8 protein-coding genes and 1 other RNA gene are annotated in these 14,047 nt (G+C 33.5%); 2 read left to right on the forward strand and 7 right to left on the reverse strand.

Annotated features, from left to right (window positions below; all coding sequences use genetic code 11):
- Nucleotides 1-153: 153 nt before the first annotated feature.
- Together Q4Q40_RS18370 and ffs are read right to left on the reverse strand one after the other, a co-directional pair.
- The gene (locus Q4Q40_RS18370) at nt 154-2,496 is read right to left on the reverse strand and encodes a hypothetical protein (RefSeq protein WP_303303439.1); all 2,343 of its coding nucleotides are present in this window, start codon (nt 2,494-2,496) and stop codon (nt 154-156) included.
- A 157-nt stretch (nt 2,497-2,653) separates the two neighbouring features.
- An RNA gene (ffs, locus tag Q4Q40_RS18375) (signal recognition particle sRNA small type) lies at nt 2,654-2,752 on the reverse strand.
- 87 nt (nt 2,753-2,839) lie between these two features.
- Between ffs and Q4Q40_RS18380 the strand changes: the two genes are divergently transcribed.
- Nucleotides 2,840-3,874 (forward strand): glutaminyl-peptide cyclotransferase, encoded by a 1,035-nt coding sequence (locus tag Q4Q40_RS18380; protein WP_303303440.1) that lies wholly within the window; start codon nt 2,840-2,842, stop codon nt 3,872-3,874.
- 59 nt (nt 3,875-3,933) lie between these two features.
- Here Q4Q40_RS18380 and hutI read toward each other — a convergent pair whose 3' ends face one another.
- From hutI to hutH, 3 genes are read right to left on the reverse strand one after another with little or no spacing between them, the layout of a single operon-like run.
- Nucleotides 3,934-5,175, reverse strand: coding sequence for an imidazolonepropionase (hutI, locus tag Q4Q40_RS18385; RefSeq protein ID WP_303303441.1), 1,242 nt, complete (start codon nt 5,173-5,175; stop codon nt 3,934-3,936).
- Nucleotides 5,176-7,173, reverse strand: a complete 1,998-nt coding sequence (hutU, locus tag Q4Q40_RS18390; RefSeq protein WP_303303442.1) for a urocanate hydratase — start codon at nt 7,171-7,173, stop codon at nt 5,176-5,178.
- A 5-nt stretch (nt 7,174-7,178) separates the two neighbouring features.
- Nucleotides 7,179-8,672: a histidine ammonia-lyase gene (gene hutH, locus Q4Q40_RS18395; protein ID WP_303303443.1), complete on the reverse strand. Its 1,494-nt coding sequence runs from the start codon at nt 8,670-8,672 to the stop codon at nt 7,179-7,181.
- Between the two features lie 79 nt (nt 8,673-8,751).
- On the opposite strand from hutH, the gene Q4Q40_RS18400 reads away from it, so the two are divergent.
- The gene (locus tag Q4Q40_RS18400) at nt 8,752-9,651 is read left to right on the forward strand and encodes a LysR family transcriptional regulator (protein WP_303303444.1); all 900 of its coding nucleotides are present in this window, start codon (nt 8,752-8,754) and stop codon (nt 9,649-9,651) included.
- 456 nt (nt 9,652-10,107) lie between these two features.
- Here the strand turns inward: Q4Q40_RS18400 and Q4Q40_RS18405 are convergent, their stop codons facing one another.
- The gene (locus Q4Q40_RS18405) at nt 10,108-11,625 is read right to left on the reverse strand and encodes an aminotransferase class V-fold PLP-dependent enzyme (RefSeq protein ID WP_303303445.1); all 1,518 of its coding nucleotides are present in this window, start codon (nt 11,623-11,625) and stop codon (nt 10,108-10,110) included.
- Between the two features lie 217 nt (nt 11,626-11,842).
- On the reverse strand, nt 11,843-13,936 hold the full coding sequence (locus Q4Q40_RS18410) for a protein-disulfide reductase DsbD family protein (protein WP_303303446.1): 2,094 nt from the start codon (nt 13,934-13,936) through the stop codon (nt 11,843-11,845).
- Nucleotides 13,937-14,047: the final 111 nt, after the last annotated feature.

A 14,047-nucleotide genomic window follows, 5' to 3' on the forward strand; every position in this document is an offset into this window, starting at 1 on the left:
AACAAAATGTTGTTGAAATCTTATAAATGAGAGTCTTCACTATTACTGTTTTTTAACTAAAACACTTAAAAGTTTACTTATAACTATAATGATGTTTAATAATAGTTAAATTTCAATTACTAAGACTTGAGCTTATCATTTTCAAGATATCATTTACTCAATGCATTTTAGTTTATCAATAAAAAACGTTTTATAGTCTATATCTGTAATCTCTCGGAAAGATTTTGTGCCTCTAAGTCTTATAGACTTAATGGGTGATTTTTTTAATCTTGCCATTTGTGAACTGGATAATTTACCTTTAAAACTAAAGTCTCTACAATCAACATTCCAAGAATGATAAAAAGTTATTATTTGATTATTTTCAAGCTTAACTTTTACATGAGACCTATTGTTAGAAAGATAGCTAGCACAACCTAGATTCTCTGATAAATTAAAAAATATACTTGTGCTACGTCCTTGTCTATGCAGCTCAATAGTTAGATCTTTATGAACATTGTATGGATCTGTTCTGATACTTCTTTCTTTGCGAAATTCATCATATTGGTTAATTAGATAACTGCAAGTATTACGATGCTTAATGCTTGCAGCTTCTTCCTCTTTTGCTAGATCTTGTGTTTCTGGTGCTCCCTTTTCGGCTTCTTTAATTTTATTTATAGAGTCTTTTTTTATTCTTTCTATTTCTGCTGCTTGTTTTCTTACTAATGCTTCTAGTTCCTGTACTTTCCTTTCTGTTTCTTTAACTTTTGCTATAGAATCTTGCTTCGCTCTTTCTTTTTCTAATGCTTGTTTTCTTGCGAGTGCTTGCTGTTCCTGTATTTTCTTTTCTGTTTCTTTAACTCTAGCTATAGAATCCTGCTTCGCTCTTTCTATTTCTGCTGCTTGTTTTCTTGCTAGCGCTTCTAGTTCTTGCACTTTCTTTTCTGCTTCTTTAACTTTAGCTATAGAATCCTGCTTCGCTCTTTCTTTTTCTGCTGCTAGTTTTCTTGCTAGCTCTTGTTGTTCCTGTATTTTCTTTTCTGCTGCTTTAACTTTAGCTATAGAATCCTGCTTTATTCTTTCTTTTTCTAATGCTTGTTTTCTTGCTAGTGCTTGTTGTTCCTGTATTTTCTTTTCTGCTTCTTTAACTTTAGCTATAGAATCCTGCTTCGCTCTTTCTTTTTCTGCTGCTAGTTTTCTTGCTAGCTCTTGTTGTTCCTGTATTTTCTTTTCTGCTGCTTTAACTTTAGCTATAGAATCCTGCTTTATTCTTTCTTTTTCTAATGCTTGTTTTCTTGCTAGTGCTTGTTGTTCCTGTATTTTCTTTTCTGCTTCTTTAACTTTAGCTATAGAATCTTGCTTCGCTCTTTCTTTTTCTAATGCTTGTTTTCTTGCTAGTGCTTGTTCTTCTTGTATTTTCTTTTCTGCTTCTTTAACTTTAGCTATAGAATCCTGCTTCGCTCTTTCTTTTTCTAATGCTTGTTTTCTTGCTAGCGCTTGTTGTTCCTGTACTTTCTTTTCTGCTGCTTTAACTTTAGCTATAGAATCTTGTTTGGCTCTTTCTTTTTCTAATGCTAGTTTTCGTGCTAGTGCTCGCTGTTCCTGTACTTTCCTTTCAGCTTCTTTAACTTTAGCTATAGAATCCTGCTTGGCTCTTTCTTTTTCTGCTGCTCGTTTTCGAGCTAGTGCTTGCTGTTCCTGTATTTTCTTTTCTGCTTCTTTAACTTTAGCTATAGAATCTTGCTTGGCTCTTTCTTTTTCTAATGCTAGTTTTCGTGCTAACGCTTGCTGTTCTTGTATTTTCTTTTCTGCTTCTTTAACTTTAGCTATAGAATCTTGTTTGGCTTTTTCTTTTTCTAATGCTAGTTTTCGTGCTAACGCTTGTTGTTCCTGTATTTTCTTTTCGGCTGCTTTAACTTTAGCTATAGAGTCCTGCTTTATCCTTTCTTTTTCTAATGCTAGTTTTCTTGCTAGCGCTTGCTGTTCCTGTATTTTCCTTTCAGCTTCTTTAACTTTAGCTATAGAATCTTGCTTTATCCTTTCTTTTTCTAATGCTAGTTTTCTTGCTAACGCTTGCTGTTCTTGTGCTCTCTTTTCTATTTCTTTAACTCTTGCGATGGAATCTTGTCTTCTTCTTTCTATGCTTTCCTCACTATTCCATTCCTTTTCCCTGATTATCTCTTCTATCTTTTTTCTTCTATTTTCTCTTTCTTCAATGGCCTTAATTCTTTCTTTTTCTTCATTTGCAAAATACAAATCCATCATTTCCTCATTAACATCTAAAAAATCAGAATTCACATAACCTACCCATTCTTTATATTTTATTTTATAGATATCCTTTCCTAAATAATCCGTAACAAGACACTTTTCGTTCTCTTTAAATTCGGTTAGAGGCTGAGAATTTTCATTAAAACTTTTATATAAACTACCATCTTCAAGAAATTTTGTTGGAATAGATACTTCTTGTGAAAAAATATTATTTGAGAGAATAAGGCAAATAAATAAAATATATATTTTCATATTATTTAATTGTAGCACGCACAAATATAATAACCTATTGTATAACATAGCAAAAGAAACGAAATCAAATTGATCTTAATGAAAACTTAAGAACTCCTTAAAGCAAAAAAATCTTGATTCGCTTCTGCGTTTTCAAGATTTAAGTTTATTGTACAAAAAAAGGCAAGCTACCTACATCACACCGCTACGACCATTTACCTTTGCTTCGTTCCCGACCTGGAGGATTCAACAGGAGCTGGTTGTGTAGGACTTGCCAGCGCAAAGATACAATCTTTTAAAAGTTACGCAATGATTTTTTAAACTGATTTTAAATAAATATCTTGCTTCAAATTAAAAACTGAAAATGAAAACATTCAAATATCTCTTAATCATATTTTTAGGTGGATTAATTAGTTCTTGTGGCTCTAATTCTGGGAAGCATAAAAGTGCTTTTTCTATTAAAACGAATGCTAATAAAGGTGATATTTCTAATAACGTGTCTTTATTATTAACTTTAGAAGACAAAAAAAAACGTATTATAGACTCTATCTCTTACACATTAGATGGTATTAAGGTTAGTGAAAACACCCCATTAAAAGATTTTAAATTAGGAAAACAGACTATTGAAGCTGTTGTGTACTTTGATAATGAAAAAGAAATAGTTAACACAACCGTTACCATATTAAATAACGAACCTCCAAAAGTTTATGCTTATAAAATTATAAATGAATACCCACACGATATTACGTCATATACGCAAGGGATTGAGTTTTTTAATGATACGCTTTATGAGAGTATTGGACAATATAAAAAATCTAAACTTAGAAAATCTGATTATAAAACAGGTAAAATCATCAAAAATATTGACTTAGCTGATGAATATTTTGGAGAAGGTCTTACTATTTTGAATGACAAAATATATCAATTAACCTGGAGAGAAGGAACTGGTTTTGTCTATGATGTGAATTCGTTCGATAAAATAAGTAGTTTTAAATACGGAAATAGTAAAGAAGGCTGGGGATTATGTAACAACGCAAATACTATTTATAAAAGTGATGGTACAGAGAAAATATGGCTTTTAAACCAAAAAACGTTAGTTGAAGAATCGTTTATTCAAGTGTACACCAATAAAGGGAAAATTATAGGCATTAATGAAATGGAATGGATCGATGGAAACATATATGCCAATCGTTATCAAAAAGACGGTGTTGCTATTATTAACCCTAAAAATGGAGCTGTTACTGGTGTTATTGATTTTTCGCCTCTAAAAAAGCTTGTAACACAACATGAGGAATTAGACGTCCTTAACGGTATTGCTTATAATTCAAAAACCAATACTATTTTTGTAACTGGTAAACATTGGGATAAATTGTTTGAGGTAGAAGTTATTGAAAAGTAAGTTTAGTATAGGTTTTTAAAGGGATTCCTTCCTTCACAGGAATGGTAAATGTATCACTTTTAAACACCGATTTCTTTTCCTTTTAAATAAACTTTTTCAATTTGATTGGTTCCAAATGAATATGGCATAAATCCATAAGAATTAATTTGTTTCGTAAGAATTAAATTAGCTTGTTTTCCTTTGGTTATCGAGCCTAGCTCTTCTTCTACTCCCATGGCATATGCGCCATTTAAAGTGGCTGCATTAATAGCTTCTTCTGGCGTCATTTTCATTTTAATACAGGCGGTTGACACTACAAAATTCATATTTCCAGATGGTGTTGAACCTGGATTATAATCGGTTGCTAATGCTAATGGTAACCCTGCTTCAATCATTTTACGAGCTGGAGTATACGGTATGCTTAAAAAATAAGAGCAACTGGGCAAAGCCACAGGCATTGTTTTTGTGTTTTTTAAAGCTTCAATATCTTCGTCCCGCATGATTTCTAAATGGTCTACAGATAAAGCCTGACACTTTACGCCCGCTTGTACGCCTCCTATAGCCGTAAATTGATTTACATGAATTTTTGGAATCAATCCATATTTTTTTCCTGCTTCCAGAATGAACTCGGTATCGGCAACAGAAAAGTAACCAGTCTCACAAAAAATATCGATGTACTCCGCTAAATGTTCCTCAGCAATTTTTGGAAGTGCTTCTTCTGTTAACAGTTTTAAATACGTTTCTTTATTCTCTTTATATTCTAAAGGTACAGCATGTGCTCCCAAAAAAGTGGCTTTAATGGCTATAGAATAGGTTTCTTTTAAACGTTTTATAACGCGTAACATTTTTAATTCGGCATCTACTGTTAAACCATACCCCGATTTAATTTCAATAGCGCCTGTTCCTAATTGAATAACCTCTTCTAAACGCACTTTGCTTTCCTGATATAGCGTTTCTTCTGATGTTTCTTGTAATTTTTTAGCTGAATTTAAAATGCCGCCACCGTTATTTGCAATAGCTTCATAAGACCATCCATTAATCCGATCTACAAATTCATTTTCACGATTTCCAGCATAGACAATATGCGTATGAGAATCGCACCAAGATGGTAAAATCATTCTTCCAGTAGCGTCAATGACTTCTGAAACATTTATTTTAGGACAGTTTTCCATACTTCCAAAATCAGAAATCAATCCGTTTTCTACGATTAAAAAAGCATTTTTAATCGTAGGCAATTCATTCATTGCTTTTCCAGAGACAAATGCTATGGGTTCTGTACGTACCTGAATTAATTCTTTAATATTTTTAAATAAAGTTATCATTTAGAATAGGTTATTTAAGATATTGTTTTCTACCAAGTTAGGAAGCGTTACTTTTAAATTTGGTGTGCGTTCCATTTCTCGTTTTATTGCAAAGATAGCTTCTTTATTTCGAGCCCAACTCCTACGTGCAATACCATTGTTTACATCATAGAATAACATGCTTTTTAAACGTTTTTCGGCTTCTTTAGTGCCATCTAATAACATGCCAAAACCGCCATTCATGACTTCTCCCCAACCTACTCCACCACCGTTGTGAATAGATACCCATGTAGCACCTCTAAAGCTATCGCCTATAACATTATGAATTGCCATATCTGCTGTAAATTTACTGCCATCATAAATATTAGATGTTTCTCTAAAAGGAGAATCTGTCCCACTTACATCATGATGATCTCTGCCTAAAACCACAGGGCCAATTTTTCCAGCTGCAATCGCATTATTAAATGCTTCAGCTATTTTGGAACGCCCTTCGGCATCGGCATACAATATACGTGCTTGAGATCCTACCACCATATGATGCTTTTTGGCATTTTTAATCCAAGTAATATTGTCTTGCATTTGCAACTTAATTTCTTCTGGTGCGTTTTCCATAATGTCTTGTAAAACTGTTGCAGCTATGGCATCTGTTTTATCTAGATCTTCAGGATTTCCCGAGGTACAAACCCAACGAAATGGTCCAAAACCATAATCGAAACACATGGGGCCTAAAATATCTTGCACATAGGATGGATATTTAAAATCAATCCCATTTTCTGCCATCACATCGGCTCCTGCTCTAGACGATTCTAATAGAAAAGCATTACCATAGTCAAAAAAGTAAGTCCCTTTTTTTGTGTGGTTATTAATAGCTAATGCATGTCTACGCAATGTGGCTTGTACTTTTTCTTTAAATACTTCTGGTGCTTCGCGAATTAATCGATTGGATTCTTCATATGAAATATCTGCAGGATAATACCCTCCTGTCCAGGGAATGTGTAATGATGTTTGATCTGAACCTACATGAATAAACATATCTGCTTCATAGAATCGCTCCCATACATCAACCACATTGCCTATAAATGCTATTGAAACTACTTCTTTATTTGCTTGTGCTTCTTTAACTCTAATAATCAAATCATTAATATCATCAATCAAAACATCTACCCAGCCCTGCTCATAACGTTTTGTGGCAGCTTTTGGGTTCACTTCTGCACAAATAGTAATACAACCAGCAATATTGCCCGCTTTTGGTTGTGCTCCACTCATACCGCCTAATCCAGCAGTTAAAAATATTTTTCCTTTTGAAGTCTCGCCTTTTGGTAAAATTTTACGAAAGGCATTCATAACAGTAATGGTTGTACCATGAACAATCCCTTGTGGACCAATATACATAAAAGAACCTGCCGTCATTTGTCCGTACTGCGTAACGCCTAAAGCATTAAATTTTTCCCAATCATCTGGCTGTGAATAATTGGGTATCATCATACCATTAGTAACCACCACTCTTGGAGCATGTTTAGAAGATGGAAATAATCCCATGGGATGACCAGAATAGATATGCAATGTTTGTGCATCTGTCATAATGGCTAAATAATGCATCACTAAAAGATACTGTGCCCAATTTTGAAATACAGCACCATTGCCACCATAGGTTATTAACTCTTCTGGATGTTGTGCAACGGCTGGATCCAGATTATTTTGAATCATTAACATGATAGCTGCTGCTTGTGATGATTTAGCAGGATAATCGGAAATTGATCTTGCATAGATTTTATAGTCTGGTTTGAATCTATACATGTAAATTCTACCATACGCTTTCAATTCTTCTGCAAATTCGATAGCAAGTTCTTGATGCCAATCTTTCGGGAAATAGCGCAATGCATTTTTAATAGCTAATTGCTTTTCATTTATCGATAAACTATCCTTTCGTTTTGGAGCTCTATTTACATTTAACGGGTATGCCTTTATAGCTGGTAAAACATCAGGGATTCCTTGTAGTATTTGATCTTGAAATGTCATCTTTTTTACTTTAAAATAAAAGCTTGATTTTTAACTAATAGAATCATGTTATTAATATCGTCTTTTAAGATTCTATCATCTTCTAATTTTTCAACTTGCTCTCTAATAATTCTGAAATTCTCTTCAATAATATCAGAAAAAGTATTGGGTCTTCTAAACTCTAGAGCTTGTGCGGCATACATTAATTCGATCGCCAATATTTTATCGACATTTCCTAATATCTGATTGAATTTACGACCTGAAATACTCCCCATTGAGACATGGTCTTCCTGCCCTAAAGATGTTGGAATACTATCTGCTGATGGCGGAAAGCACAATGATTTATTTTCTGAAACTAAAGCTGCTGTGGTGTACTGCGGAATCATAAAACCAGAATTTAATCCACCACCAGTAGTTAATAAACGAGGCAAACCAAACTTACCTTCCAATAACAAATAACATCTTCTGTCTGCTATATTTCCTAATTCTGAAGCTGCAATAGACGCGTAATCTAGTGCCATGGCTAAAGGTTGTCCGTGAAAATTGCCACCAGAAATAGCTTCTGTATCACTTAAAACAATCGGGTTGTCGGTAACAGCATTCATTTCTATTTCTGCCAATTCATTTAAATGATAGTAAGCATTTCTAGAGGCTCCATGAACTTGAGGAATGCAACGCATTGAATATGGATCTTGTACACGTTCGCAATCTTCATGAGAATTTACATTTTGTGACTTATAGAGTAACATAAACATTCTTTCTGCGACTTCTATGGTTCCTTTAAAGGGACGTATTTTGTGCAATTCGTCTCTAAAAGGCGCAGAACTTCCTTGATAGCCCTCAATACTCATTGCTCCAGATACGTCTGCTAAATCTAATAAGTATTTCATTTTATTTAAGCCTACAATGGTATGTGCTAAAATAAATTGGGTACCGTTTATTAAACCTAAACCTTCTTTTGCCAGTAATGTTAAAGGGGCTAGTTTATGTTTTTCTAATACTACTTTTGCATGCTCGATATTATTATCTATCCAGAACTCGCCCTCTCCTATTAGTGGTAAAAACAAATGTGATAAAGGAGCCAGGTCTCCAGATGCTCCAACCGAGCCTTGTTCTGGTACTACGGGTAATAAATTATTATTTATAAAATAGATGATTCTCTCAATGAGTTCTAATCGGACTCCTGAATATCCTTGACATAGAGCATGAACTTTACAAATCATCATAATTTTAGACAACATTTTGTCTATGGGATTTCCAACGCCAACTGCGTGCGTAATTAACAGATTTTCTTGTAATTTATTGGTTTCTTCGGATGTAATTTGAACATCACATAATGGTCCGAATCCAGTATTAATACCATAAACAGCTTTTTTACCTGCTGCCATTGTTTCAACCTTCTTTCTACATGCTATCACACTTTCTTTTGCTTCTTTGGTAATAACGGCTTCTATTTCCCCTTTAGAAATAGCTAATACCTTTTTAACCGTTAGGTTATCTATACCGTATTTAAATGTCATTTTATAAAAATTGGTGAATAACAAAGTTATTTTTATTTTTGATAACAAATAATACTATTTAAGTCATAAATCAATAACTATGAGTTATCAAATAGAGTTAAGACATATCAAATATTTTTTAGCGGTTGCTAAAGATCTACATTTTAGAAAGGCTGCTGAACGTTTATTTATTTCTCAACCTGGATTGAGTAGGCAAATTAAACAGATGGAACTTGACTTAGGGATTGTTTTATTTGAAAGACATAATAGAAAAGTAGTTCTAACAAAGGCTGGTGAATATCTTAAAGAAGAACTCACATTAAGTTTAAAAAGCCTAGAGCATGCTTTTTCTCATGCAAAATTGTTGCACGACGGAAAGAAAGGGGATCTAAAATTTGGTTATGTAGGGTCTGCCATGCAAGAGATTATTCCAAGTTTATTAATAGAGTTTAAGAAGGAACACCCCAATATTCTTTTCGGTTTAAAAGAAATGGATAATCATAAGCAAATTGAAGGCTTACTTTCTTATGATATAGATTTAGGTTTTGTACGTTTAGATAGGGTTCCCAAAGAATTGGAGATAAAACCTATTTTAAAAGAATGTTTCTGCCTGGTGTTACCGCATAATCATGTATTAAACAAAGAAAATTTTAAAGGTTTGCATCAACTAAAAGAAGCCTCTTTTATTTTATTCGATCCCAAGTATAGTGCGACCTATTTTGAAAAGGTGATGCAAATTTTTGATGCTAGTGGCTTTTCTCCTATGGTATCGCATAATACGATTCATGCAAGCTCTATTTATAAACTTGTGGAGAATCATTTTGGGGTTTCTATTGTTCCTAAATCTTTAACAGATCCGAATAATAAGAAATTGAAATTCATAGAATTATCTAAAATAAAACAAAGAACAACACTTTCTATTGTTTGGAATAAGAGCAATAGAAACCCTATTTTGAGTCATGTTTTTGATATTATTTCAGAACTATCAGATAGCCTATAGACTAGAAGTTCATGGGGTCGATTTACAACTCCCCTCTTGGTTTTGTTTTTCTTATTGTTAGTAGCTCTATGCACAATACAATAGCATACTATATCCTTAATAATTAAGTTTAACTATTATTAAATGAGAGTATAACTATAAGTAAATGCTAGTCATGATATTTACTAAGAGTCAGAGATATTTACCATTTAAACAAAGGAAAAATCAAACTATATGAACAAATAAAAAATTCTTGAAACTGACTCTCTTCTTTTGCCTACAGTCCAACTTGACTCAAGGGTCTGAGAATTTTTATATTAAAGTGAGCTATTAATGAGACTTCTCCTTTGTCGAAATTGACATAATTATAGAGTTTTTTTAATCACATTGATTTTACCTCGAGCCTGGTTAGCAAAGGCAGGAATAGTCAGTTTCAAGAATTCTTCTATGGTATTTAAGATCAATAAAGCGTTTAAGTTATAATTTAAACCATTCTTGAGTTATCTCTTTTTCTGTATCGTGATTTCCTTTATGAATAAACTCGTTTTTTATAGCGTTGTACTCATAATCTTCCCCCCAGCTCTTATAATGCGCTGCGACCTCTTTTATAGCATCACAGATAAAGTATATATCCTCATTAGTCATTGTTGGGTGAATTGACATTCTTATCCATCCTGGACGTTCTATCAAACAGCCTTCTAATATTTTTTGTTCTATAGATTTGGATGTTGGTTCGTCTACATTTAATAAATAATGCCCATAGGTTCCTGCACAAGAACAGCCTCCTCTGGTTTGTACTCCAAAGCGATCGTTCAATAGCTTAACTATTAAATTGTAATGGGCATCTTCAATATAAAAAGAGAAGACTCCTAATCTATCTGTATGTTCTGGTGCTAATATTGTTAGGTTTTCTATCTTTCCCAGTCTTTCAAAAATGAGAGCATTTAACTCATGCTCTCTATCTAAAATATTTTGTACGCCCATTTTTTCTTTAAGCTGAATGGATAGTGCAATTTTTATAGCTTGTAAAAACCCTGGTGTTCCACCGTCTTCTCTGGTTTCAATATCATCTATATAATCATGATCGCCCCAAGGATTTGTATAAGATACGGTACCGCCTCCTGGATTATCTGGAACCAGGTTTTTATATAACTTTTTGTTAAAGATCAATACCCCTGAGGCACCTGGTCCTCCTAAAAATTTATGTGGAGAAAACGTAATAGCATCTAGATATTCTTCTTCATTTTCTGGATGCATATCAATATCTATATATGGTGCCGAGCATGCAAAATCTACGAAGCACAATCCGTTATTCTGGTGCATGATTCTTGCTACTTCATGATAATTGGTTCTTATACCTGTTACGTTAGAGCATCCTGTAATTGCTGCGATTTTTATAGGGCAATCTTTATATTTGGCAATAAGTTTTTCTAAATTTTCAGCACATGGTAACCCATTTTCATTAGAAGGAATAACTTCAACCTTTGCTATCGTTTCTAACCAGGATGTTTGATTAGAATGGTGCTCCATATGAGATACAAAAATGATCGGTTTTAAAGCTTCAGGAACTTCTGTATGATCTTTTAAATTCTCATTTAATTTTAAACCTAAAATACGTTGAAACTTATTGATGGCACCTGTCATACCTGTTCCAACTGTTATAAGGACATCTTCCTTTGAAGCATTTACATGGTTTTTAATGATGTTTCTAGCATCGTGGTAAGCTAGAGTCATAGCAGAACCCGTAATAGATGTTTCTGTATGTGTATTAGCTACAAAAGGGCCTATTTCATTAAGTAATTTTTCTTCTATGGGTCTATATAATCTTCCACTAGCTGTCCAATCGGCATAAATAATTTTTTGTTTACCATAAGGTGATTCAAAAAATTGGTTGGCTCCAACGATGTTTTCTCTAAAAGATTTAAAATAATCTTCAAGGTTTGATCCTTTAACTTTGGTTTCTGGGATTTGTTTATTCTTTATAGTCTTAATCATAAATTTTTATCTGATTTCTATAAATATTTATTTGGTCTCAACTGTAGTTAAAACTATTTACAGTAGTGTGGTTTGCTTTCTGTTTCTAAAAATTTTGAAACAAGTTTCACGAATTCACACTAACTCAGTTTTACCATGTTTATTCTTTTATTTTTGTATTTAACGAAGCAGACTTTCAGTCTGTCAAAACAAACTTATGGACTTCCAGTCCATAAATTTATTTGAATTTAGAAACGCCTGCTTTTAGCCAGGTATAGTACTCATCCACATCTGGTGTATATGCCACAGGGTCTATTAGGTTGTCTTCATTATGATCCATAAGAACATAAAATGGTTGCGAATTTGTTTTATATTTTACAGCTTGTAATTCACTCCATTTTTGTCCTATATACTTTAATTTTTTGCCTGGTCGTAGCTTTGAATCTATAACTTCGTTGGCTTCTAATTTACGCTTGTCATCTACATATAATGAAATTAGAACAACATCTTTTTTAAGTATGTCTAATACTTTAGGTTTTACCCAAACGTTTTGCTCCATTTTTCTACAATTAACACAAGCATGTCCTGTAAAATCGATCATAACAGGTTTGCCTACTTTTTTAGCATATGCTAATCCTTTATCATAATCGTTAAAAGCTAAAATGTTATGAGGTGGCATTAAGTGAGCGCCTTCTGGAATGGCTTCATGACTATCTGCCGAAACGGAACCAGAACCTGTTTTAGCAAACCCAACGCCATAAGGAGATTCACTATAATGCTGTGGTGGTGGGAAAGCACTAATTAGGTTTAATGGTGCGCCCCAAAGTCCAGGAATCATATAAATAGTAAAAGATAAGACTATTAGACCTAGACTTAATCGTCCTACCGAAATATGAGTTAACGGTGAATCGTGTGGTAATTGTATTTTCCCGAAAAGATAGAATGCTAAAGCGCCAAATATAGCAATCCAAATGGCTATAAATACTTCACGTTCCAGCCAATGTAATTGTAGTACCAGATCGGCATTTGATAAGAATTTAAATGCTAATGCCAATTCTAAAAATCCTAAAACGACTTTTACTGTATTTAACCAGCCTCCAGATTTTGGTAATGAGTTTAACCAGCCTGGGAATGCTGCGAATAAAGCAAAAGGTAGTGCAATAGCAGTTGAGAAACCTAACATTCCTATAACTGGAGCTAAACCTCCTTTAGATGCCGAAAGAACAATAATATTACCTACAAATGGCCCTGTACAAGAAAAAGATACAATAGCTAACGCCAAAGCCATAAAGAAAATACCTATTAACCCACCTCTATCTGCTTGTCTGTCTACTTTATTTGCCCACGAATTAGGGAGCATAATCTCAAAAGCACCAAGAAATGAAACAGCAAAGATGATTATTACAACGAAAAATATTAAATTAAATGTAACACCTGTGGAAAATTCATTAATTGCACTTGCTCCAAAAATAGCTACAACAGCAGAACCTAAAACCACATAAATAACAATAATGGAAAGTCCATAAATAATTGCATTCTTTATCCCTGCGGCTTTAGTTTTACTTTGCTTGGTAAAGAAACTCACCGTCATTGGAATTAAAGGAAATACGCAAGGTGTAAACAAAGCAATAAAGCCTGCTCCTAGTCCTAAAATAAAAATTGTCCAAAGTCCTTTTTTTGATCCTGAATCTGAAGATGGTTTTTCTGTTTTTTTTGTAACTGCTATAGCTGCTTCATCCACTTTATCTTCGACAACCGTCTCTTCCTCCTTTTCTATTTTATCTTCTTTTAATTCTGAATCTGAAGAAGGTGTATCTTCTGGTTGGGCTTTAACAACAGGGGGATTAGTTGTTTTTGCTTTCTCTTCTTTCTTAGCTGGTTTTAACGCTGGCAAATTAAAAACCAGATCAACTTCTTTAGGTGGTAAACACTTGGTATCATCGCATACCATAAACTCAACGGTAGCGTTCACAACCTGTTTACCTCCTAGGACTTTTATTTTTTGTTCAAAATTGGCTCTTTTTTCAAAAAACTTAATTTTCATCTCAAAAATAGGGTCGTCTATCGTATGTCCTTCTTCTTCAGAGGTATTTCCTAATGTTTTAAAAGTACCGTCTTCATCATCATACGTGAATGTTGTTGCAACAGGCCCTCCTTCTGGTACGGCTTGCGAATATAGATGCCAACCAGATTCTATACTTGCCTTAGAAATCAATTTATACTCGGTATCGGAGATTTTCTCAACTGAAGTTGTCCATGTTACTGGTTCAAAAATTTGAGAATTCCCTATACTTAAAGTAAATAAGGCTAATAGAATAATAAGTTTTTTCATAATGCTATTTTATATATTTTAAAAAAGGGCTATTTAATAAATAACCCTTTTATTATCTTTCTTTTATATTTCAACTGACTAACCCGAATATAATGAACACAAAAACAAATG

The organism is Flavivirga jejuensis (assembly GCF_030540765.1).
Classification (GTDB): Bacteria; Bacteroidota; Bacteroidia; order Flavobacteriales; family Flavobacteriaceae; genus Flavivirga; species Flavivirga jejuensis.

Coding starts and splice junctions, on each gene's coding strand:
- Q4Q40_RS18370 (WP_303303439.1), bottom strand. CDS start 2,496: ATGAAAATATATATTTTATTTATTTGCCTTATTCTCTCAAATAATATT.
- Q4Q40_RS18380 (WP_303303440.1), top strand. CDS start 2,840: ATGAAAACATTCAAATATCTCTTAATCATATTTTTAGGTGGATTAATT.
- hutI (WP_303303441.1), bottom strand. CDS start 5,175: ATGATAACTTTATTTAAAAATATTAAAGAATTAATTCAGGTACGTACA.
- hutU (WP_303303442.1), bottom strand. CDS start 7,173: ATGACATTTCAAGATCAAATACTACAAGGAATCCCTGATGTTTTACCA.
- hutH (WP_303303443.1), bottom strand. CDS start 8,672: ATGACATTTAAATACGGTATAGATAACCTAACGGTTAAAAAGGTATTA.
- Q4Q40_RS18400 (WP_303303444.1), top strand. CDS start 8,752: ATGAGTTATCAAATAGAGTTAAGACATATCAAATATTTTTTAGCGGTT.
- Q4Q40_RS18405 (WP_303303445.1), bottom strand. CDS start 11,625: ATGATTAAGACTATAAAGAATAAACAAATCCCAGAAACCAAAGTTAAA.
- Q4Q40_RS18410 (WP_303303446.1), bottom strand. CDS start 13,936: ATGAAAAAACTTATTATTCTATTAGCCTTATTTACTTTAAGTATAGGG.